Annotated in this window: 20 protein-coding genes; 15 read left to right on the top strand and 5 right to left on the bottom strand. The window is 74.1% G+C overall.

Annotation, left to right across the window (positions count from 1 at the left end; translation table 11 throughout):
• Positions 1-27: 27 nt before the first annotated feature.
• Positions 28-2,100: an elongation factor G-like protein EF-G2 gene (locus tag AB0B41_RS25610; RefSeq protein ID WP_358207589.1), complete on the bottom strand. Its 2,073-nt coding sequence runs from the start codon at positions 2,098-2,100 to the stop codon at positions 28-30.
• 219 nt (positions 2,101-2,319) lie between these two features.
• On the opposite strand from AB0B41_RS25610, the gene AB0B41_RS25605 reads away from it, so the two are divergent.
• Both AB0B41_RS25605 and pdxT read left to right on the top strand, forming a co-directional pair.
• Positions 2,320-3,729, top strand: a complete 1,410-nt coding sequence (locus AB0B41_RS25605; RefSeq protein WP_358207579.1) for an NAD-dependent malic enzyme — start codon at positions 2,320-2,322, stop codon at positions 3,727-3,729.
• Between the two features lie 66 nt (positions 3,730-3,795).
• Positions 3,796-4,428: a pyridoxal 5'-phosphate synthase glutaminase subunit PdxT gene (gene pdxT / locus AB0B41_RS25600; protein ID WP_358207577.1), complete on the top strand. Its 633-nt coding sequence runs from the start codon at positions 3,796-3,798 to the stop codon at positions 4,426-4,428.
• A 20-nt stretch (positions 4,429-4,448) separates the two neighbouring features.
• Here pdxT and AB0B41_RS25595 read toward each other — a convergent pair whose 3' ends face one another.
• Together AB0B41_RS25595 and AB0B41_RS25590 are read right to left on the bottom strand one after the other, a co-directional pair.
• Positions 4,449-5,075 (bottom strand): hypothetical protein, encoded by a 627-nt coding sequence (locus AB0B41_RS25595; RefSeq protein WP_358207574.1) that lies wholly within the window; start codon positions 5,073-5,075, stop codon positions 4,449-4,451.
• 36 nt (positions 5,076-5,111) lie between these two features.
• Entirely contained in the window at positions 5,112-5,441 is a 330-nt protein-coding gene (locus AB0B41_RS25590) for a hypothetical protein (RefSeq protein WP_358207572.1), read from the bottom strand.
• Positions 5,442-5,725: 284 nt separating this feature from the next.
• On the opposite strand from AB0B41_RS25590, the gene AB0B41_RS25585 reads away from it, so the two are divergent.
• From AB0B41_RS25585 to AB0B41_RS25565, 5 genes are all read left to right on the top strand, one after another.
• Positions 5,726-6,478: a YebC/PmpR family DNA-binding transcriptional regulator gene (locus AB0B41_RS25585; RefSeq protein ID WP_358207570.1), complete on the top strand. Its 753-nt coding sequence runs from the start codon at positions 5,726-5,728 to the stop codon at positions 6,476-6,478.
• Positions 6,479-6,698: 220 nt separating this feature from the next.
• A complete protein-coding gene (locus AB0B41_RS25580) occupies positions 6,699-6,932 on the top strand; it encodes a hypothetical protein (protein ID WP_358207568.1) in 234 nt (77 codons plus the stop codon).
• 69 nt (positions 6,933-7,001) lie between these two features.
• A complete protein-coding gene (locus AB0B41_RS25575; RefSeq protein WP_358207566.1) occupies positions 7,002-9,377 on the top strand; it encodes a galactose oxidase-like domain-containing protein in 2,376 nt (791 codons plus the stop codon).
• Between the two features lie 115 nt (positions 9,378-9,492).
• Positions 9,493-12,312, top strand: a complete 2,820-nt coding sequence (polA, locus tag AB0B41_RS25570; protein WP_358207564.1) for a DNA polymerase I — start codon at positions 9,493-9,495, stop codon at positions 12,310-12,312.
• Positions 12,313-12,359: 47 nt separating this feature from the next.
• Positions 12,360-12,962, top strand: a complete 603-nt coding sequence (locus AB0B41_RS25565) for an AAA family ATPase (RefSeq protein ID WP_358207562.1) — start codon at positions 12,360-12,362, stop codon at positions 12,960-12,962.
• Positions 12,963-13,028: 66 nt separating this feature from the next.
• Here the strand turns inward: AB0B41_RS25565 and AB0B41_RS25560 are convergent, their stop codons facing one another.
• Both AB0B41_RS25560 and AB0B41_RS25555 read right to left on the bottom strand, forming a co-directional pair.
• Positions 13,029-14,057, bottom strand: a complete 1,029-nt coding sequence (locus AB0B41_RS25560) for an NAD(P)-dependent alcohol dehydrogenase (protein WP_358207560.1) — start codon at positions 14,055-14,057, stop codon at positions 13,029-13,031.
• A gap of 76 nt (positions 14,058-14,133) precedes the next feature.
• Positions 14,134-14,718, bottom strand: coding sequence for a molybdenum cofactor biosysynthesis protein (locus tag AB0B41_RS25555; protein ID WP_358207557.1), 585 nt, complete (start codon positions 14,716-14,718; stop codon positions 14,134-14,136).
• Between the two features lie 47 nt (positions 14,719-14,765).
• Here AB0B41_RS25555 and AB0B41_RS25550 point away from each other — a divergent pair, with 47 nt between their 5' ends.
• The 8 genes from AB0B41_RS25550 to secF all read left to right on the top strand — a co-directional run bounded on the left by AB0B41_RS25550 (position 14,766) and on the right by secF (position 22,116).
• Positions 14,766-15,266: an AraC family transcriptional regulator gene (locus tag AB0B41_RS25550; RefSeq protein WP_358207555.1), complete on the top strand. Its 501-nt coding sequence runs from the start codon at positions 14,766-14,768 to the stop codon at positions 15,264-15,266.
• Entirely contained in the window at positions 15,263-15,685 is a 423-nt protein-coding gene (locus AB0B41_RS25545; protein WP_358207553.1) for a VOC family protein, read from the top strand. Before AB0B41_RS25550 ends, AB0B41_RS25545 begins: the two co-directional genes overlap by 4 nt.
• Before the next feature lie 104 nt (positions 15,686-15,789).
• The gene (ruvC, locus tag AB0B41_RS25540) at positions 15,790-16,419 is read left to right on the top strand and encodes a crossover junction endodeoxyribonuclease RuvC (RefSeq protein WP_358207551.1); all 630 of its coding nucleotides are present in this window, start codon (positions 15,790-15,792) and stop codon (positions 16,417-16,419) included.
• A gap of 244 nt (positions 16,420-16,663) precedes the next feature.
• A complete protein-coding gene (ruvA, locus tag AB0B41_RS25535; RefSeq protein WP_358207549.1) occupies positions 16,664-17,281 on the top strand; it encodes a Holliday junction branch migration protein RuvA in 618 nt (205 codons plus the stop codon).
• A 32-nt stretch (positions 17,282-17,313) separates the two neighbouring features.
• Positions 17,314-18,336 (top strand): Holliday junction branch migration DNA helicase RuvB, encoded by a 1,023-nt coding sequence (gene ruvB / locus AB0B41_RS25530; protein ID WP_358207586.1) that lies wholly within the window; start codon positions 17,314-17,316, stop codon positions 18,334-18,336.
• A 181-nt stretch (positions 18,337-18,517) separates the two neighbouring features.
• Positions 18,518-18,949, top strand: coding sequence for a preprotein translocase subunit YajC (yajC, locus tag AB0B41_RS25525; RefSeq protein ID WP_358207547.1), 432 nt, complete (start codon positions 18,518-18,520; stop codon positions 18,947-18,949).
• Between the two features lie 152 nt (positions 18,950-19,101).
• The gene (gene secD / locus AB0B41_RS25520) at positions 19,102-20,862 is read left to right on the top strand and encodes a protein translocase subunit SecD (RefSeq protein WP_358207545.1); all 1,761 of its coding nucleotides are present in this window, start codon (positions 19,102-19,104) and stop codon (positions 20,860-20,862) included.
• Positions 20,863-20,865: 3 nt separating this feature from the next.
• Positions 20,866-22,116, top strand: coding sequence for a protein translocase subunit SecF (secF, locus tag AB0B41_RS25515; protein WP_358207543.1), 1,251 nt, complete (start codon positions 20,866-20,868; stop codon positions 22,114-22,116).
• Positions 22,117-22,129: the final 13 nt, after the last annotated feature.

Raw genomic sequence — 22,129 nt, 5'->3', positions numbered from 1 at the left:
GCAGGCGCCGCTCGCGACGGCCGGCCGCTACTTCTCCCCGTACCGCGCGAAGGCCCGGGTGAACGTGGCCGTCCCGGAGGTCATCGCCCGCAGGTCCACCGCGTAGCGCAGCAGCTCCTCGGACGGCACCTCGGCGCGGACCACGGTGCGGCCCGCCGTCTCCGTCGGCTCGGTGCCCAGCACCCGTCCGCGGCGCGACGACAGGTCGCCGAGGACGACGCCCAGGTGGTCGTCGAGGATCGTGACGGCGACCTCGTCGACCTGCTCCAGCAGCGTGACCCCGCAGGCCTCGGCGGCCTCGCGGAGCGCGAGCGCCCCGGCGGTCTGGAAGGCGGCGTCGGACGAATCGACGCTGTGCGCCTTGCCGTCGACGAGCGTCGCCCGGATGTCGACCACGGGGTGCGGCGGCGCGTCGGGGCCTTCCGACGGCGCGGTGAGACCCCGCTCGAGCTGCGCCCGGATGCCCTTCTCGACGCTCGGGACGTACTGCGTCGGCACCGACCCGCCGACCACGGCGGACTTGAACTCGAAGCCGGACCCGCGGGGGAGCGGCTCGAACTCGACGTGGCAGATCGCGTACTGGCCGTGCCCGCCGGACTGCTTGACGTGCCGGCCGGTCACCTTCGCCTTGTGGTCCAGCGTGACCCGCATCGGCACCCGCACGGGCTCGGTGTCGACGTTGGCCCCGGCCTCGCGCAGCCGGGACAGCACGACGTCCGCGTGCGCCTCGCCGGTGCACCACAGCACCGTCTGGTGGGTCTCCGGATTCCGCTCCAGGATCAGCCCCGGGTCCGCCGCGACCAGCTTGCCGAGCGTGCGGGCGAGCGCGTCCTCGTCGCTGCGGTCCTTCGCCACGACGGCGATGGGCAGCAACGGTTCCGGGAGGTCCCAGGCCCGCAGCAGCAGCGGGTGCTCGGCGTCGGACACGGTGTCCCCGGTCTCGGCCCCGGACAGCTTGGTCAGCGCGCAGATGTCGCCGGCCACGCAGGTCTCCGTCTCCTGCAGCGTGGAGCCCAGCGGGGTGTAGAGGTGGCTGAGCCGGTCGTCCGAGTCGTGGCCGGGCGGGAACGCGCCGGCGTCCTCCGGACTGGTCCGCGGGGCGGGGACGTGCCCGCTGACGTGCACGGACGTGTCCGGCCGCAGCGTCCCGGAGAACACCCGGACCAGCGAGACCCGGCCGACGTACGCGTCGGCCGAGGTGCGCACGACCTCGGCGGCCAGCGGGCCCCCGGGGTCCGCGGTGAGCGCGTCGTGCGCGCCGCCGTCGATCGTCGACACCATCGGCAGGGGGCGTTCCAGCGGGGACGGGAAGCCGCCCGCGAGCACTTCGAGCAGGGCGTCGAGCCCGACGCCGCTGGCCGAGCAGACCGGCACGACGGGGTGGAAGGCCCCGCGCGCGACGGCCGTCTCCAGGTCGTCGATCAGCACCGCGGTGTCGATGTCCTCGCCTCCGAGGTAGCGCTCCATGAGCGTCTCGTCCTCGGACTGCTCGATGATCCCCTCGATCAGCGTGGCCCGGGCCTCCTCCGCCCCGGCCGGCGCCGCGCCCTCGGGGGTCTGGCTCAGCAGGCCGTACAGACCGCCCTCGATGGGCAGGTAGAGCGGTGCGACCCCGCCGAACGCCTCCTGGCAGGCGATCTGGGTGGCTTCCACGTCCGCCCGCGCCTGGTCGCACCGCGCGACGACGAGCGCCCGGGGCATCCCGACGGCGGCGCACTCCTCCCACAGCGCGATCGTCCCGGCGTCGATGCCCTCGCCGTCCGCGCCCGCGATCGCCGGGACGACGAAGAGCGCGGCGTCCGCGGCCCGCAGGCCGGCGCGCAGCTCCCCGACGAAGTCCCCGTAGCCGGGCGTGTCGATGAGGTTGATCTTGAGCTCGCCGTGTCGCAGCGGCGCGACGGCGAGCGTGACGGAACGGTGCTGGCGGACGGCGGCCGGGTCGTGGTCGCACACGGTGGTCCCGTCGAGCACGCTGCCCTGCCGGGGGATCACGCCGGTGTGCGCGAGCAGCGCCTCCACCAGCGTCGTCTTCCCGGATCCGGACGGCCCGACGAGGGCGACGTTCCGGATGAGCGAGGGATCGGTGACCGGCGCCCCGATCCCGTCTGATGCTCCGCGCTGGCCGGTCTTGGGGTCTGATCTGACGGTCACTGCGACCACCTCCGCTGGGGTGCACTCCGATGTGCTGCGGGTCACACGCGATTCCACTCCCCTCGTCGCGCGGGCACAACCCCGCGCCCAGGGTCCGCCTCAAGCCTTGCCCAATCCGGTGGCGGCGCGATCGGGGTCACGCGGCGGGCGCGAGTAGGGTCCGTGGCCGTGCCCATTCCCGGTCCCGGATACGCCATCACCGTCCGCGTCGAGGCCCCGGCCTCCGCCAGCGCCGCCGGGGATCTGGCCGTGGCGGTCGGCAACGTCGGCGGGGTCGTGACCGCGTTCGACGTCGTCGAGGCCCGGACGGCCACGATCGTCGTCGACATCTCCTGCAACGCCCTCAACCAGGACCACGCCGAGGAGATCACCGCCGCGCTCGGCGCGGTGCCCGGCGTGCACGTGCGCAAGGTGTCGGATCGGACCTTCCTGATCCACCTCGGCGGCAAGCTCGAGGTGCAGTCGAAGGTCGCGCTGCGCAACCGTGACGACCTCTCCCGCGCCTACACCCCCGGCGTCGCCCGGGTCTGCCAGGCGATCGCGGCGAACCCCTCGGACGCGCGCCGGCTCACGATCAAGCGCAACACCGTCGCCGTGGTCACCGATGGCTCCGCGGTGCTGGGCCTGGGCAACCTCGGCGCGGCTGCCGCGATGCCGGTGATGGAGGGCAAGGCGGCGCTGTTCAAGCGGTTCGCCGGGGTCGACGCCTGGCCGGTCGCGCTGGACACCCAGGACACCGAGGAGATCATCCGCACCGTCGAGGTGATCGCCCCGGCCTACGGCGGGATCAACCTGGAGGACATCGCCGCGCCGCGCTGCTTCGAGATCGAGCGCCGGCTGCGCGAGATGCTCGACATCCCGGTCTTCCACGACGACCAGCACGGCACCGCGGTCGTGGTGCTCGGCGCGCTGCGCAACGCCCTGCGCGTGGTCGGCAAGAAGATCACCGACTGCTCGATCGTGGTGTGCGGGGTGGGCGCGGCCGGGTCGGCGATCATCCGGCTGCTGCAGTCGGAGAAGCCGGGCGACGTGCTCGCCGTCGACATCGACGGGATCGTGCACAAGAACCGGGCCGGCCTCGACGACAACCTGGCCTCGATCGCCGAGCAGACCAACACCCGGGGCCGGCAGGGGTCGCTGGCCGACGCGCTGGTCGGGGCGGACGTGTTCATCGGCGTCTCGGCGCCGAACCTGTTCGGGGCCGCGGAGCTCGCCACGATGGCCGACGACGCGGTCGTGTTCGCGCTGGCCAACCCCGACCCGGAGATCGACCCGTCGGTCGCGATGCACCACGCGGCCGTGGTCGCGACGGGGCGCTCGGACTACCCGAACCAGATCAACAACGTGCTCGCGTTCCCCGGCGTGTTCCGCGGCCTGCTCGACGCGCAGGCCCACGACATCACCGACCGGATGCTGCTCGCCGCCGCGGCGGCGATCGCGGACGTGGTGCACGAGCCCAACGCCAGCTTCATCGTGCCCAGCGTGTTCGACCCGTCGGTGGCCCCCGCGGTCGCCGAGGCCGTCCGGCACGCCGCGCAGGAGGCCGCGCGGGCCGGCGAGGTCGCCGCCGGGCAGTGATCGGCCGCTGACCGGCGCCGGGTGGGCCCGGTCACCGTCTACCCTGGTAGACGTGGTGATCGAGCAGTGACCGGAGCCGTCCCGACGATCGGCGTCCTGGCCCTCCAGGGCGACGTCCGCGAGCACGCCGCCGCCCTCGGGGCGACCGGTGCGAAGGCCGTGCCCGTCCGCCGCCCGGCGGAGCTGGCCGCGGTCGACGGCCTGGTGATCCCGGGCGGCGAGTCGACCACCATGAGCCGGCTCCTCGAGGTCTTCGAGCTGCTCGACCCGCTGCGCGACCGGATCGCCGACGGTATGCCCGCCTACGGCTCCTGCGCCGGGATGATCCTGCTCGCCGGCGAGGTGCTCGACGGCCGGCCGGACCAGAAGCAGCTCGGCGGGCTGGACGTCGTCGTGCGCCGCAACGCCTTCGGCCGCCAGGTCGACTCGTTCGAGACCGACCTCGCCTTCACCGGCGTCGAGGGCGGCCCGGTCCGGGCCGTGTTCATCCGCGCGCCGTGGGTCGAGAAGACCGGCGACGACGTCGAGGTGCTCGCCGTGGTCCCGCCCGTCACCAGCACGGGGAAGGACCCCGGCGCCGCGGCCGGCCGCCCGGTCGCGGTCCGGCAGGGCGCGGTGATCGCCACCGCGTTCCACCCGGAGCTCACCGGCGACGGGCGCGTGCACGCGCTCTTCGCCGACATCGTCCGGCAGAGCTGACCGGTTCGGCCCGGCGCGGTTCAGCCCGGCGCGGCCGGGTCCCGCTCGGCGGCCGCCCGGCCCTCGGCCAGGAAGGCGGCGAGGGCGTCGACGTCCGGCAGCGTCGAGGCCGGCCGCAGCGCACCGAACGGGGCGTTCCAGAACTCCCCGCGCCGGGGCTCCCAGGGGCCGACGTAGGCATACGGAGCCGGGTGTGCGGCGTCGCCGGGAGAGACCCCGTAGTTGACCCGGTCGGCCGTCACCGCCAGGTCGAAGTGCTCGGGCCAGAGCACCGGGTCACCGAGCCTCCGCAGCGCGGCGTCGCCCCGCGCGAACCAGTCCGCGAGGTGCTCCACCGCGGCCGGGTCGGGCGCGAACGGCTCGTCCGGGCCGACGCCCGAGCCGTCGGCGTAGAGCCCCTCGGGCGGTCCGACCTGCACACCCGCCGCCTCGGCGAGCTGCCGGCACGTGCCGGCGAGCGGTGCGCGCCCGCCCCGCCAGACCAGCTCGGTGTGCTCCACCCGCAGCGCGGAGAGGGTGCCGCCGAACCCGCCGGGCGTCACCTTCAGCCGGATGGTGCCGTCGGTCCGATACTGCGGGCCCGCGATCACCGACTCCGCCACCGCGTGCAGCGCCCGCCGGGTCGCCACCAGGGTCCGCTCGTCCATCCCGTCCTCCCGGTCGTCCGGCGCGAGGGAGGGAGCCTAACGCCCCCCGGCGTCGAGCAGCTGGCCGTCGATCCACGGGTCGAACGAGCGCTGCCGGCCCTGGTCGTCGACGTACCCGCAGGCCCGGTTCGTGATCTCGTCCGGGTTCGCCGGGTCGCCGAACTCCGGCGGGGACTGCAGGTCGCAGGTGTAGAGGGGGGCCGGTGCCCCGGTGATCGTGACGGTGAGCGGGGTGTCCGCGGTGGCGGTGCCGGTGAGCACCGTCGCGGCCGCGGTGCCTCCGGTGGCGAGCACGGCGGCGCCCGCCGCGGCCCATCCGAGCCGCGCCGCGGACCGCTCGCGGCCCCGCATGCTGTGCTTCCCCATCGCGCACCCCCTCGGCGTCCTTCACCGGTGACATCGCACGGGCGGCCCGGAACGTGAACGCCCGGCCCGCTCATTCACCGATGCCGGTGAGTTACCCGCCTGCTCCGTAACGAACCCGGCCCGGCGTGTGATGAACATGGCCGCACGTGGGGTGTCCGTGCCGGTGACGTGTCCGTCGGTACCATCGGTGGGATCCGGCAGGGCCTCGTGCAGGCCCTGCGTGCCCGTCCTGCGAGGCGTGGCGAGCGGGCACACGCGCGAGTTCAGGAAGGACGGGGCAGCCGATGAGTGGCCACTCCAAATGGGCGACGACGAAGCACAAGAAGGCCGTCATCGACGCCCGCCGGGGCAAGATGTTCGCGAAGCTGATCAAGAACATCGAGGTCGCGGCCCGGACCGGCGGCGGTGACCCCGACGGCAACCCCACGCTCTACGACGCCATCCAGAAGGCGAAGAAGAGCTCGGTGCCCAACGACAACATCGACCGCGCGGTCAAGCGCGGCTCGGGTGCCGACGCCGGCGGCGCGGACTACCAGACGATCACCTACGAGGGCTACGGCCCCAACGGCGTCGCGCTGCTGATCGAGTGCCTCACGGACAACCGCAACCGCGCGGCCACCGAGGTGCGCACGGCGATGACCCGCAACGGCGGCACCATGGCCGACCCGGGCTCCGTCGCCTACCTGTTCACGCGCAAGGGCGTCGTGGTGCTGCCGAAGAACGACCTCTCGGAGGACGACGTGCTCATGGCCGTCCTCGAGGCCGGCGCCGAGGAGGTCAACGACCTGGGCGAGAGCTTCGAGGTCGTCTCCGAGGCCACCGACCTGATCGCAGTGCGCACGGCCCTGCAGGAGGCGGGGATCGACTACGACTCCGCCGACCCGACCTTCCTGCCGTCGATGCAGGTCGAGCTCGACGCCGAGGCCGCCAAGAAGGTCTTCCGGCTGATCGACGCGCTCGAGGACTCCGACGAGGTCCAGAACGTCTACGCCAACTTCGACGTGAGCGACGCGGTCCTCGAGGAGGTCAACGCCTGAGGCGGAGGCCGAGGTCGGCCGACCCTCCGTCCGTCCGACGGCGCCGTCCCCCGTCCGGGGGCGGCGCCGCCGTCGTTCTCAGGGCCGTTCCGCCGGTGACCTCCACCCCGGCGGGGCCCGACAATCCCGAGGGGTCGGCGGGGCCGTCAGGGGCTATCCGGACCAGGACGGGCGGCGCGAGACGTACCGGCGGACAGCGACGGCGGAACCGGAGGCACGGATGATCAAGCGGATGCGCGACCTGGCCGACGAGCTGGACGCGTCGTTCCACGACGTCAAGGAGGCCGTGAACGCGCTGGCCGCGCAGCACGGGGCGGACCGGATCGTCGTGCACGAGGACGAGCCGCCGGAGTTCAAGATCCTCCGCGAGCAGTACGTCGACCAGCTGATCACCGAGGAGGGCTGCGAGGCGGTGCGCGAGATGCTCGGCCCGCCCCCGGAGGAGTTGGCGTGAGCGCCGAACCGCGGTATCACGTCCTGTGACCGGTGCCTCTGGTTCCGTAGCGACCACCCGGGAGGGCACGTGGACACGGACTTCACCGCGGTTCCGGACTGGTTCGCGGGCGCCTCGGCGGGGGCCGGGGTCGCGGTCGGCGACCTCGCCGGCGACGGCGGCCGCTCCGTCGTCGTCCTCATGATCGACGCGCCGCCGGGTGCGAACGCCGGCTGGTACCGGGTCGGCCACGGGCTGACGGACGGCGGCGCGCTGACCGGCCCGTGGAGCCCGTGGCGGCCGGTGCCGGACTGGGGGTTCTGGGAGAACCAGGGCGCCGGCATCGCGCTCGCCGACGTCACCGGCACCGGATCGCTCGACCTGGTCGTGTTCACGGTCGACGCGCCGGACGGCCCGAACGGCGGCTTCTACCGGATCGGCCGGGACCTCGACGCGGACGGCGAGGTCACCGGCGGCTGGACCGGCTGGACCGCGATCCCGGACTGGCCCTCCTGGCAGAACGCGGGCGCGGACATCGCGGTGGCCGACGTCGACGGGGACGGGCAGCCGGATCTCGTCGTGCTGTGCGTCGACGCCCCCGAGGGGCAGAACCACGGCTTCTACCGCAGCGGCCCGCTCGGGCCGGACGGCGTCGTCACCGAGTGGCGGGGCTGGGCCGAGGTCCCGGCCTGGTGGGGCTGGGAGAACCAGGGGGCCGGGCTGGCCGTCGCCGACCTCGACGGCGACGGCAGGCCCGAGCTGGTGGTCCTCGTCGTCGACAACCCGGCGGGGGAGAACGTCGGCTACGTCAGCGTCGGGTGGCGGCTCGAGGACGGCCGCAGCGCGGACGGCTGGGGACCGTGGGAGCGGCTGCCCGGCTGGGGGTTCTGGGAGAACTCCGACGCCGCGCTCGCCGTCGTCCCGCTCGGTGCCCGCGGCATGCCGCACGTGGTCACGCTGGCCGTCGACGCCCCGGTCGGCGGGAGCAGCGGCTGGTACCGGGTGTCGGACCTGATGACGGACCGGGACATGGGCGCCGAGATGGGCGTCTGGCGGCTGCTCGAGCGGGACTCCGGGGTGCTGGCGGTCCACGCGGCGCTGCTGCACACCGGGTCGGTCGCGTTCTTCGCGGGCTCGAGCAACGACCCGGACAACGCCGCCGCCGGCCGCTTCGGCACGGCGGTGTGGCACTACCCGTCGAGCGCGCTGAGCAGGCCGACGACCCCGGTCGACCTGTTCTGCTGCGGGCACGCCTTCCTGGCCGACGGCCGGCTGCTCGCCGCGGGCGGGACCGAGCGGTACGACCCGTTCCTCGGCCTGCGCCAGGCCGTGGTGTTCGACCCCGACAAGGGCGCGCCCGACCCGGGCTCGCCGACCGGGACGACGGGGGCGTGGGAGGCGGTGCCGGACATGGCCGGCGGCCGCTGGTACCCGACGCTCGTGGCGCTCTCCGACGGCCGGGTCCTCGCGGTCTCCGGGCTCGACGGCACCTCGCAGCTCAACACCCACCCGGAGATCTACCGGGACGGCACGGGCTGGACCACGCTGCCGACCTCGCCGAACTGGCCGATGTACGGGCACCTGTTCCTGCTCGAGGACGGGCGGGTCTTCTACTCGGGCGGCCAGTACGGTCCGAACAACGGCGAGCGGCCGGCGACGTGGGACCTCGCGACGAACGCGACGGTGCCGGTGGAGGGCCTGCCGGTGCCGCAGGCCCGCAACCAGGCGGCGAGCGTGCTGCTGCCGCCCGTGCAGGACCAGCGGGTGATGATCGTGGGCGGCGGCCCGTGGGACATGCACGACATGACCGGTGCGACGGGCTCCGCCGCGGTGGTGGACCTGAAGGCCGCCGCGCCCCGGTACGTCGCCACCGGCTCGCTCGCGATGCCGCGGATGCACCTCTGCGCGACCCTGCTGCCGGACCGGACGGTGCTGGTCAACGGGGGCGCGATGATGGAGGAGTCCGCCGCCGACGCGGCCCTCGACGCGGAGATCTACGACCCCGCGAGCGGCACCTGGGCGATGGGCGCGACCTCGCGCGTCCCGCGGCTCTACCACTCGGTCGCCCTGCTGATGCCCGACGGCCGGGTGGTCACCGCCGGCTCGAACCCCGCGCGCAAGACCGAGGAGCTGCGCATCGAGGTCTACTGGCCGCCGTACCTGTTCCGCGGGACGCCGCCGGGGTGCGTGCCCGCGGAGACGGCGGTCGACTTCGGCGGGACGCTCGACGTGTCGACCGGGGACCCCGGGGCGATCGCCTCCGCCGCCCTGGTGCGGCCCGCCGCGACCACCCACTCCGCCGACGTCGAGCAACGACTCGTCGACCTGCCGATCCTCGCCCGGGGGGCGGTCCGGCTGACCGTCCGGCTGCCGGGGCCTCGGCACGCGCCGCCGGGCTGGTACCTGCTGTTCCTGCTGTCCGACGCAGGCCTCCCCTCCCGCGGGGAGTGGGTGCGGCTGGGGTGAGGACGGGTCGCGGCGGGGGCGGGGCCCGCCCGCCGCTCGCCCGATCGGGGACGGGGCCGGGCCGTGGCGGAGGCTCGCCGGGAACTGTCGGTGCCCGGTCCTAGACTCGCCCCCGATGAGCCCCGCCACGAAGTCACCCGCCACACCGGCCGCCGGGAAGTCCGCCACGAGCGCCGGGAAGACCGCCGCGCCCGAGGGCAGGCGGCTGCTGCTGCTCGACGGTCACTCGCTCGCGTACCGGGCGTTCTTCGCCCTGCCCGCGGAGAACTTCCGCACGGGCACGGGGCAGACCACGAACGCCGTCTACGGCTTCACGTCGATGCTCATCAACCAGCTGCGCGACGAGCAGCCGACGCACCTGGCCGTGGCGTTCGACGTCTCGCGCAAGACCTTCCGGGCGGAGCGGTACGCGGACTACAAGGCGAACCGGACGACGACCCCTGACGACTTCAGGGGCCAGGTCGACCTCATCAAGGAGGTCCTGCGGGCGCTGAACATCCCGGTGTTCGCGGTCGAGGGCTTCGAGGCGGACGACATCATCGCCACGCTGGCCACGCAGGCCGAGGCGCAGGGCTTCGAGGTGCTCATCACCACCGGCGACCGGGACGCGTTCCAGCTGGTCACCGACAACGTCACGGTGCTGTACCCGAAGCGGGGCGTGTCGGACCTGGGGCGCATCGACCCGGCGGAGGTCGACAAGCGCTACGGGCTCACCCCGACCCAGTACCCGGACTTCGCGGCGCTGCGCGGCGACCCCAGCGACAACCTGCCGAACATCCCGGGCGTGGGGGAGAAGACGGCGGCCAAGTGGGTCCGCGAGTTCGGCTCGCTCGGCGAGCTCACCGACCGGGTGGACGAGGTGAAGGGCAAGGCGGGGGACGCCCTGCGCGCCAACCTGGCCAACGTCCTGATGAACCGGCAGCTCACCGAGCTGGTGCGGGACGTGCCGCTCGACAGCGTGCCCGCCGAGCTCGAGGTCCGGCCCTGGGACCGGGACGCGGTGCACCGGCTGTTCGACGAGCTGGAGTTCCGGGTGCTGCGCGAGCGGCTGTTCGCCACACTGCAGAGCGCCGAACCGGAGGCCGAGTCGGGCTTCGACGTGCAGGGCGGGACCATCGCGCCGGGCACCGTGCGCACCTGGCTGGCCGAGCACGCGCGGGACGGGCGGCGGGTCGGCGTCGCCTTCTCGGGGGTGGCGGGCGGGATCACCGAGCGGGACTTCACGGGCATCGCGCTGGCCACCGGCGAGCCGACGCTGGAGGATCGGGCCGGCCTGGATTCCCGCCCGCCTGCCGAGGCCGGCGTCCCGGTGGCCGGCTACGTCGACGTCCGGCTGCTGGAGCCGGACGACGAGGCTGCCCTGGGCGAGTGGCTGGCCGACCCGGCCGTGCCCAAGGCGTCGCACGACGTCAAGGCGGTGCTGCACGGGCTGCGCGCCCGTGGCTGGACGCTCGCGGGCCTGACCAGCGACACCGCACTTGCGGCGTACCTCGCGCGGCCGGGGCAGCGCAGCTTCGACCTCGCCGACCTGGCCCTGCGGTACCTGCGCCGCGAGCTCGCGATGGAGGGCGGCGAGGGAGACGGCCAGCTGTCGCTGCTGGGCGGCGAGGAGGAGGCCGACGCGAAGCACGCCGAGACCGAGATGGTGGCGGCGTCGGCGGTGGCCGAGCTGGCCGACGCGCTGGGTGCCGAGCTGGCAGAGAAGGAGCAGACCCGGCTGCTGCTCGAGCTGGAGCAGCCGCTGGCCTTCGTGCTCGCCGACCTCGAGGCCGCGGGCATCGCCGTGGACCGGGACCACCTGGAGTCGCTCGAGTCCGAGTTCGCGGCCCAGGTGAAGGAGGCCGCGCGCGCCGCCTTCGAGGTGATCGGCAAGGAGATCAACCTCGGCTCGCCGAAGCAGCTGCAGGTCGTGCTGTTCGACGAGCTGAGCATGCCGAAGACCAAGCGCACCAAGACCGGCTACACCACGGACGCGGACGCGCTGCAGAGCCTCTACGAGCAGACCGAGCACCCGTTCCTCATGCACCTGCTGCAGCACCGGGACGCGACGCGGCTCAAGGTCACGGTCGACGGGCTGCTCAAGTCGATCGCGGCCGACGGGCGGATCCACACCACGTACAGCCAGACGATCGCGGCGACCGGCCGGCTGTCGTCGACCGACCCGAACCTGCAGAACGTGCCGATCCGCACCGCCGCGGGGCGGCGGATCCGCGAGACCTTCGTGGTCGGCGAGGGCTACGGCGAGCTGATGACCGCCGACTACAGCCAGATCGAGATGCGGATCATGGCGCACCTGTCCGAGGACGAGGCGCTGATCGAGGCGTTCAACTCGAAGCGGGACTTCCACTCGGAGACCGCGTCGAAGGTGTTCGGCGTCGCGGCGGACGAGGTCACCCCCGAGCAGCGCGCCAAGATCAAGGCGATGAACTACGGCCTGGCCTACGGGCTGTCGGCGTTCGGGCTCTCCGCGCAGCTGCGGATCTCCACCGAGGAGGCCCGCGCCCTGATGGAGGACTACTTCGAGACGTTCGGCGGCGTGCGGGACTACCTGCGCTCGGTCGTCGACGTGGCCCGCAAGGAGGGCTACACCGCCACCATGCTCGGCCGGCGGCGCTACCTCCCCGACCTGACCAGCGACAACCGGCAGCGCCGGGAGATGGCCGAGCGGATGGCGCTCAACGCGCCGATCCAGGGCAGCGCGGCGGACATCATCAAGGTCGCGATGCTCAACGTGCACGGTGCGCTGGCCTCCGGGTCGTTGCGCAGCCGGATCCTGCTCCAGGTGCACGACGAGCTGGTGCTCGAGGTCGCGGAGGGCGAGCGCGAGGCCGTCGAGGAGCTGGTGCGCCGGGAGATGGGCGCGGCCGAGACGCTGTCGGTGCCGCTCGAGGTGTCGGTCGGGTACGGCCGCAGCTGGGACGACGCGGCGCACTGATCGGAAACCGGGTGCGGGGGCCGGGCCCGGCCGACCAGGATGGCGCGGTGCTGCTCGGCCCCTCGGACCCGTTGCCCGCGCGACCCCGCCGCATCCTCGTCACCGGTTGCTCCGGCTCCGGCAAGTCGACCCTCGGTCGCGCGCTCGAGGCCAGGCTGGGCCTGCCCTACACCGAGCTCGACGGCCTGTTCCACGGACCGGACTGGGTGCCGCGGCCCGAGTTCGCCGCCGACGTCGTGGTGCTGACCGCCGGCGAGGAGTGGATCACCGAGTACGGCTACTCGGCGGCCCGACCGCTGGTGCTGCCGCGCGCCGAGCTGCTGGTGTGGCTCGACCTGCCGCGCGTGATGGTGATGCGGCAGGTCGTGCCGCGGACCGTCACGCGCCGGATCCGCCGTCAGGTGCTGTGGAACGGCAACATCGAGCCGCCCTTCCGGACCTTCCTCACCGACCCTGACCACATCGTCCGGTGGGCGTGGCGCACCCACGGCAAGGCGGCCGTCCGGGTCGGGGAGGTGCAGGAGCGCAGGCCCGAGCTGCCCGTCGTGCGCCTGCGCTCCCGCCGCGAGGTCCGGCAGTGGCTCGCCGGCCCGGTGGCGGCCCTCGCCGCCGCCGGCGCCCCCACCAGCGAGGGCACCGACGGCGCCTGAACCGCGAGTCGCGCCGTGCCTTCCCGCGAAGTCGCGCTGTGCCCTCCGGCGAGTCGCGTTCGGTCGTCAGGGCACCAGCACGCCCCGCCCGTGCATCCGGCCGTGCTCGAGGTCCGCGAAGGCGTCGGCGAAGGCGTCGAGCGGGTATCGCCGCGCCCGCACCGTCACCCTGCCTGCCGCCGCGAGCGCGACGAGCTCGCGGAGGTCGTCGAACGTCCCGACGGCGTTGCCGACCACACTGATCTCGGGCAGGACCAGGGCGAAGGTCGGTACCCGCAGCTCCCCGCCGTAGCCGACGACGAAGTACGTGCCTCGTGGCCGCACCATCGCCAGCGCCGTCCCGACGGCGTCGCCCTCGCCCACGAAGTCGATCACGGCGTGGGCCCCGGCCCCGTCCGTGAGGTCGCGGACGCCGTCGACCTCCCGGCCGTCGACCGGGAGCACCTGGTGGGCCCCGGACTCGGTCGCCAGCGCGCGGGCCTCGGGATCGGGATCGACGGCGACGATCGTGGCCGCGGTGAGCGCGCGCAGGCACTGGATCCCGATGTGGCCGAGCCCGCCGACGCCGACGACCGCGACCGTCGTCCCCGGGCCGAGCAGGGGCACGGCCTTGCGGGCGACGTGCATCGCGGTGAGTCCGGCGTCGGCGTGCGGGGCGAGGTCCACGGGGTTGAGGCCTGCGGGCAACGTGAGGACGCCCCGCTCGGTGGTGAGCAGCAGGTCCGCGAACCCGCCGGCCCGGGTGAGGCCGGTGAAGGAGAGGCCGCGGGCGCAGCGCATGTCGTCACCGATGCGGCAGGCCGCGCACGTGCCGCAGCTCTGCTGGGGATGGCAGATCACGGTGTCGCCCGGCGCCACGGCCCGCACCTCCGGCCCGACCGCCTCGACCACACCGGTGTTCTCGTGGCCCAGGGTGAGCGGGAGGTCCGTCGGCACGGCGGGGGCGAACCAGCCGTCGCGGATGTGCAGGTCGGTCCGGCAGAGGCCGGCGCCGGCGATCCGCACCACCACGTCGTGCGGGCCGGTCGCCTCCGGTTCGGGCACCTGGTCGAGCCGGGGTGGCTTGTCGTAGGAGTGCAGCCGCACGGCCCGCATCGGGACCTCCTGACGTCGAGGTGCGCCGAGCGTCACACTCGTCGTCGGGGCGCGGTAGTACGCAGTTCGACGTACGTCAGAGTTCTTGACGAGCCACCACGGCGGCCAGCTCGGCGGGCATGGTGAGCGTCGCCGCTCCCCGCTGCAGCACGCCGTCGGAGAGGGGCTCGCAGCGCACTCCACCGCGGCCGCGGAGTGCCGTGAAGGCCCCGGGGGCCAGCACGACGTCCATCCAGCGGCAGGGGTGAGCCGCGCGATGCGCGCGGAAGCGGACGGGACCCTCGCCGGAGTCGAGCGTGAACTCGGCGCCGGAGCCGGCCAGGGCGTCGACCGCGGCCCCGCGCAGGACGACGGTCCGCCGCGCCAGGACGGGGTCGAACGGAGACACGCCGAGATCGGTCGCGACGGCCTCGAGCGCCTCCGCCGACAGCAGGGTCACCGCCGCGCGCCGGTGCGCCGCGTGGTTGAAGTACCGGTCGCCGACGACGCCGAGCCCGGCCCGGACCTCGATCCGGTCCCGCCGCGGGTCCTCGGGATCCGGCCGCGGCCCGTCCGCCGGGCGGCCCTCGTACGCGTGCACGGGCGAGGCGACCAGCTCGACGATCTCGACGGCGATGCCCACCGGCGCGCCGGTCGCATCCTGGGCGGCGATCTCCTGCACGCCTCGATGATGCCCGCGGAGGGGGCCCGGGCTGGGACGATGGCGGCATGACCCGCGGCACGCCCCGGCCCGCGGTCGCGTACGTCCGGCGAGCCCGCGACCTGATCGACCGCGACTACGCCGAGCCGCTGGACCTCGACGCCATGGCCGCGGCCGCCGGCTTCTCGCGCTTCCACTTCGCCCGCGCCTTCCGCGCGGCCTACGGCGAGACGCCCGCGGCCTACCTGACCCGGCGGCGGGTCGAACGGGCCAAGGACCTGCTGCGCTCGGCGAACCTCACCGTGACCGAGATCTGCCATCTCGTCGGCTTCACCAGCCTCGGCTCCTTCAGCAGCCGGTTCACCGAGCTGGTGGGCCTGAGCCCGACCGCGTACCGCGACGAGCACGTCCGCCGCGGCGGGCCGCCACCCATCCCCGGGTGCGTCCTCATGAGCTGGACGCGCCCGCCCGCACCGCGCACGCCGGACACCGCAAGTACGGAGAAGCCTCCGGACGCCGAGCGGTCCTACCGTTCCCACGACCGATCCACCGAGGAGGGAACGCCGTGATCGACCGCATGTCCCACACCACCATCTGGGTCCTGGACCAGGACTCCGCCAGGAGCTTCTACACCGGCAAGCTCGGCTTCGAGGTGCGCACCGACGTCGTGATGGGCCCGGAGTCCGAGGGCGGGATCCGCTGGCTGACCGTCGGCCCGCCGGGGCGCCCCGACCAGGAGCTGATCCTCGCCGACCCGGCGATGGGCCACGACCCGTCGACGGCCGGCCAGATCCGCGAGCTCGTCGCGAAGGGGGCGCTCGGCACGGGCGTGATGGCGACGGAGGACTGCCACGCCACCCACGCCGAGCTCGTCGCCCGCGGGGTCGAGTTCCTGCAGCCGCCCGCCGAGCGGCCGTACGGCATCGAGGCCGTGTTCGTCGACGACTCGGGCAACTGGTTCAGCCTCTGCCAGCGGCACCCGGGCTGAGGCCCGCCCCGTGGTGATCGTCTCGGCCGCGGGGCGGCGCGCCGCACGCGGGGGCCAGGTGCCGCGCCGGTAGCGTGCGGCGCGGACCGGTGAGGGGAGCGCGCGTGCGGGTGCTCGGAGTCGACCCGGGGCTGACCCGGTGCGGCCTCGGCGTGGTCGACGGCGACGGCGGCCGCCAGGTGGCGTGCGTCGACGTCGGCGTCGTGCGCAGCGACGTCGACCTGCCGGTGGACCGGCGGCTCCTCGTGGTCGCCGACGAGGTGGAGCGCTGGATCGCCCGGCACCGGCCGGACGTCGTGGCCGTCGAGCGGGTGTTCAGCCAGCACAACGTCCGCACCGTGATGGGGACCGCGCAGGCCAGCGGGGTGGTCGCGCTCGTCGCCGCGCGGGCCGGGCTGCCGGTGGCCTTCCACACCCCGAGCGAGGTCAAGGCCGCGGTCACCGGGGCGGGCCGCGCGGACAAGGCCCAGGTCACGACCATGGTCACGCGCGTGCTCGGGCTGACCGAGGCGCCGAGGCCGGCCGACGCCGCCGACGCCCTCGCCCTCGCGATCTGCCACTGCTGGCGGGCCCCGATGATGACGCGCATGGCGGAGGCGGAGCGGCGCGCCGCCGAGATCGCCAAGGCGCACAAGGCCCGCCTCGCCGCGGCGCAGAAGGAGCGCCGGAAGCAGCTGGCGACGCAGCAGGAGAAGCAGCGGCTCGCGGAGTCCGCCGCCCGCCCCCGCCCCTGACCCCCGTCCCGCGCGTGCCGCCTCGCGGTGCTGGAAGTGCCGACTCGCGGTGTGGGAAGTGCCGACTCGCGGTGTGGGAAGTGCCGGCTCGCGGTGTGGGAACTGCCGACTCGCGGTGTGGGAACTGCCGACTCGCGGGGACTGCGTGCGGGACACGCCGAGGGGCGGGGGAGCGGGCGGGGGTGTCGGTGGGGACCGGTAGCCTTCGGCCTCGAACGACTGTTCGCAGGAGCGGGGGAGTGCCGTGATCGCGTCCGTGCGCGGGCCCGTGCTGGAGATCGGGCTGGACCACGCCGTGGTCGAGGTCGGCGGCGTCGGGCTGGCGGTGTTCTGCACCCCGGCCACGCTGGCGGGCCTGCGGCGCGGCACCGAGGCCCGGCTGTCCACGACGTTGATCGTGCGCGAGGAGTCGCTGACGCTGTTCGGCTTCGCCGACGCGGACGAGCGGGAGCTGTTCCTGCTGCTGCAGACGGTGAGCGGGATCGGGCCGCGGCTCGCGCTCGCCACGATCGCCGTCCTGGAGCCGGAGGTGCTGCGCCGCGCCCTGCACGACGGCGACCTGGCCACGCTGACCCGCATCCCGGGCGTCGGCAAGAAGAGCGCCGAGCGGCTCGTGGTGGAGCTGCGGGACAAGGTCGTGGTGGCACCGGCGCCGGTCACCGCGGCGGGCATCGCCGTCCCGGTCGCGGCCGGCAACGGGGCCTCGCCGGTCCGCGACCAGGTCGTCGAGGCGCTGGTCGGCCTCGGGTTCACCCTCAAGCCCGCCGAGCAGGCGGTCGACGCCGTGCTCGCGGACAAGCCCGAGGCCGAGGCCTCGCAGCTGCTGCGCGCGGCGTTGGCGGGCCTGGGCCGGAGCAGGTGACCGAGCCGGTGACCGAGTACGAGCCGGGGGACCTGCGGGACGTGGCGGCCGAGGCCGTCCCCGAGGACCTCGACGTCGAGAACTCGCTGCGCCCGCGCCGGCTCAGCGAGTTCATCGGGCAGCCCCGGGTCCGCGAGCAACTGGAGCTGGTACTGGAGGGCGCCCGCCGGCGCGGCGACCCGCCCGACCACATCCTGCTCTCGGGCCCGCCAGGCCTGGGCAAGACGAGCCTGTCCATGATCGTCGCGGCCGAACTCGGCGCGGCGATCCGGCTGACGAGCGGCCCCGCGCTGGAACGCGCCGGGGACCTCGCGGCCATGCTGTCGAACCTCGTCCCCGGCGACGTGCTGTTCATCGACGAGATCCACCGGATCGCCCGCCCCGCCGAGGAGATGCTCTACCTCGCGATGGAGGACTTCCGGGTGGACGTCGTGGTCGGCAAGGGCCCGGGCGCCACGTCCATCCCGCTCGACATCGCACCGTTCACGCTGGTCGGGGCCACCACCCGGGCCGGCGCGCTCACCGGCCCGCTGCGGGACCGCTTCGGCTTCACCGCGCACATGGAGTTCTACGAGCCGGACGAGCTCGAGCTCGTGCTCCGCCGGGCCGCCGTGATCCTCGACGTCGACCTGAAGCCCGACGGTGCCGCGGAGATCGCCCGGCGCTCCCGTGGCACCCCCCGCATCGCGAACCGGCTGCTGCGCCGGGTCCGGGACTTCGCCGAGGTCCGCACCGACGGGGCCGTCACCCTGTCCGTCGCCCGGGACGCGCTCGCGGTCTACGACGTCGACGAGCTCGGCCTCGACCGGCTCGACCGCGCCGTGTTGGGGGCCCTCGTACGGACGTTCGGGGGAGGCCCGGTGGGCGTGTCCACGCTGGCAGTGGCGGTGGGCGAGGAACCCGGTACCGTCGAGGAGGTCTGCGAGCCCTACCTGGTGCGGGCCGGGATGCTGGCCCGGACGCCGCGGGGTCGTGTCGCCACGCCCGCGGCCTGGAGCCATCTCGGCCTGCGGCCGCCGGAGTCCGGCGGCGAGGTGCCGCCGGCGCTGTTCTGAACGCGGTCTCGATCGGGGGCGGAGCGGTACCGGGGGGCGCACCCGGTGGGCCCCGCACGGAAACCGCACGTCACGGGGCCGTCACGGGGCCGTCACGACGCCGGGTCGACCGACCGGGTGTCGGACCCGACTGGCAGACTCGGCCGTCCGACCTGCCCGAGAAACGGAGAAAAACGACATCATGGACCTGAGCCTGCTGTTCCCGATCCTCATCCTGCTGCTCTTCATCCCGATCTTCCTGTCGGGTCGCAAGCAGAAGCGGCAGATGGCGGAGACCCAGGCGATGCAGAACGCGCTCGCCGAGGGCGACGTCGTGACCACCACCTCGGGGCTGCGCGGCACGGTCGTCGACGCCTCCTACGAGGACACGATCGACCTCGAGATCGCCGACGGCGTCGTCACCACCTGGCTGCGCGCGGCCGTGCGGGACAAGGTCGCCCAGGACGACCACGCCGAGATCGCCGACGCGGCCGACGAGACCCCGGCCGCGACCGGCGCCGCGACCACCGGCGAGCTCCCGGCGAGCGGCGCCACCAGCGCGAACGGGACGCCGAGCGCCAACGGGGCGGTCTCGGACACCCCCGCCGACTCCACCGCGGACGAGAAGAAGTAACCGGATCGCCCACGGCGGGGCCGCCGTCGGCCCGCTGCGCCGGATGGTGCAGCATCGTGCGGGAACACCGGGCCGCGGCCACGCCGCGGACAGGACCGGACAGGCCGTCCGCCGACGCGTGACCGGGCCGTGACGCCAGGAGAGCAGAGAGAGTGGCAACGACCCCGGGGCGGATCCGCCCCTGGCGGTACCTCGCGGGGTTCGCGGGCATCGTCGTGGTGCTGTACGCGCTGGTCGCCTTCACCGGCGACCGGTCCTTCGCCCCGAAGCTGGGCATCGACCTGCAGGGCGGTACCCGGGTCACCCTGACCGCGCGCACCGAGTCGGGCCAGGTCCCGCCGCGCGACCAGCTGGTGCAGGCGCAGGCGATCATCGAGCAGCGCGTCAACGGGCTGGGCGTGAGCGGCGCCGAGGTGGTGCTCGACGGGAACAACATCACCATCACCGTGCCCGGCGACCAGGGCGAGCAGGCCCGCTCGCTCGGCCAGACCGCGCAGCTGCGCATCCGCCCGGTCGTCGGCCAGCCGATCGCGGCCACCCCCGCCACCCCGCCGGCCGGGCAGGACACCGGCGGCGCCACCACCCCGCCCGCCGGGCAGGACACCGGCGGCGGCACGACCCCGCCGGCCGGGGAGAGCACCGCACCGGCCCCGTCCGGCGGCGGCGCGCAGCCGCAGAGCCAGGGCACGGGCCCGGTCGTCGACGGCACGGTCGCCCCGGTCTCGTACAGCACCGCGCTGGCGCCGGCCCAGCAGCCGACCCCGCCGCCGGGCGGCGACGAGGACCCGGCCAAGGCCGCCGCGATCGCCGAGGCGAAGGCCACCCGGCAGAGCACCGACCAGGTGACCCAGCAGCAGGCGCTCCTCGCGCTCGACTGCAACGCCCCGGACCCCCTGCGGGGCTACGACGACTCGTCGCTGCCCCTGGTGACCTGCGACCAGGACAAGACCGCGAAGTACATCCTCGGGCCCACGGTGGTCGAGGGCACCCAGATCGCGTCCGCGCAGGCCTCGCAGAACCAGCAGGGCGTCGGCTACGTCGTCGACCTCAGCTTCAAGGCGGACGGGTCGAAGGCCTGGGGCGACTACACCGCCGCGCACATCGGCGAGCAGGCCGCCTTCGTGCTCGACGGCGAGGTGGTCTCGGCCCCGACGATCCAGGGCGCGCTGTACGGGAACACCCAGGTCAGCGGCAACTTCAACCAGCAGCAGGCGCAGGACCTCGCGGGCATCCTGCGGTACGGCTCGCTGCCGCTGTCCTTCGAGGCGTCCGACGCGCAGACCGTGTCCGCCACGCTCGGGCTCGCCTCGCTGGAGGCCGGCCTGATCGCGGGCGCCATCGGCCTGGCCCTCGTGTTCGTCTACTGCCTCTTCTACTACCGCGTGCTGGGCGTGCTCACGATCCTGTCGCTGGTGCTGTCCGGCCTCGTGGTCTACGCGGTGCTGGTGCTGCTCGGGCGGTGGATCGGGTTCACCCTGGACCTCGCCGGCGTGGCCGGGTTCATCGTCGCGATCGGCATCACCGCGGACTCGTTCGTGATCTTCTTCGAACGGCTGAAGGACGAGGTCCGCGAGGGCCGCTCGTTCCGCTCGGCCGTCCCGCGGGCCTGGGTGCGGGCGCGGCGCACGATCCTGACCGCGGACGCCGTGAGCTTCCTCGCGGCCGCGGTGCTGTACATCCTGGCCGTCGGGCAGGTGAAGGGCTTCGCGTTCACCCTGGGCATGTCGACCGTCCTGGACCTGGTCGTGGTCTTCCTGGTCACGCACCCGCTGGTCGCGCTGGCGTCGAACTCGAAGATCTTCGGCAGCCCCACGCTGTCCGGGCTCGGTGCGGTGGCGAAGATCGGCGCGCAACGGCGGCGGCAACCGCGGGAGACCGCCGGCAGCGGGTCCGGCACGAACAAGGGGGCCTGAGGCATGGTCGGGACGAACGGGGCCGGCGCCGCCCGCAAGCGCGGGGTGCTCAGCCGGCTGTACACGGGTACCGGGGCGTTCGACGTCGTCGGCCACCGCAGGACCTGGTACATCTCCTTCGGCGTGCTGGTGCTGGTCTGCGTGCTGTCGATCGCGATCCGCGGCTTCAACCTCGGCATCGACTTCACCGGCGGCTCGCAGTTCCAGATGCCCGCCGCCGGGGCCAACGGCACGATCACCACGGAGCAGGTCGAGGACGTCTTCCGCTCCTCGGTCGGCGAGGAGCCGGCGTCGACCCAGTCCGCCGGCGCCGGCGGCTCGGCCACGATCCTCGTCCGGGCGGAGCCCCTCAACCCGGCGCAGATCGCCTCGTTCAAGGACGCGGTGTTCCAGCAGCTCCAGCCGCTCGACGCGAGCGGACAGCCGTCCGAGCAGGTGATCAGCGACAGCGCGGTCAGCGGCACCTGGGGCGGGGAGATCACCCGCCAGGCGCTGATCGCCCTCGCCGTGTTCCTGGTGCTGGTCACGATCTTCCTGGCCTTCTACTTCGAGCGGGCCATGGCGATCGCGGCGCTGGTGGCGCTGGTGCACGACGTCGTCGTCACCGCGGGCATCTACTCGCTGATCGGCTTCGAGGTCACCCCGTCCACGGTCATCGGCCTGCTGACGATCCTCGGCTTCTCGCTCTACGACACGGTCGTGGTGTTCGACAAGGTCAAGGAGAACACCCGCGGGCTGCTCAACCTGACCCGCCGCACGTACGGCGAGCAGGCCAACCTGGCGGTCAACCAGACGCTGATGCGCTCGATCAACACGTCGCTGATCGCGGTGCTGCCGGTGATCGGGCTGATGGTGGTCGGCGTCGGGCTGCTCGGCGTCGGCACGCTCGCCGACCTGGCACTGGTGCAGCTGGTCGGCATCATCGCCGGCGCCCTGTCCTCCCTGCTGCTGGCCACACCGCTGCTGGTCGACCTCAAGATGCGCGACCCGCGGTTCCGCAAGCAGGCCGAGCGGGTCGCCGCCCGCCGCGCCCGGGCCGCCGCCGCGCAGTCCGTGGACACCGGCGAGGAGGACCTCGACACCGCGGACGACGAGGCCCTCGCCCGCGAGCTGCGCCGCGAGCGTGCGATGGCCGCGGCGGCCGCCGCCCCCGACCGGGTGCGGCCGGGCCGTCCGCAGGGCAAGGCGGGTCAGGGCCGGGCGGGCCAGAACCGGGCGACGTCCGGGCGGCCGAGCGGGAAGCGGCGCCGGTGAGCGCCGCGTCCGA

It is taken from the genome of Pseudonocardia sp. NPDC049154 (assembly GCF_040648315.1).
Taxonomy (GTDB): Bacteria; Actinomycetota; Actinomycetes; order Mycobacteriales; family Pseudonocardiaceae; genus Pseudonocardia.
Note: the sequence above shows the minus strand (reverse complement) of the source record. Positions and strands in the feature narration are given on the sequence as shown.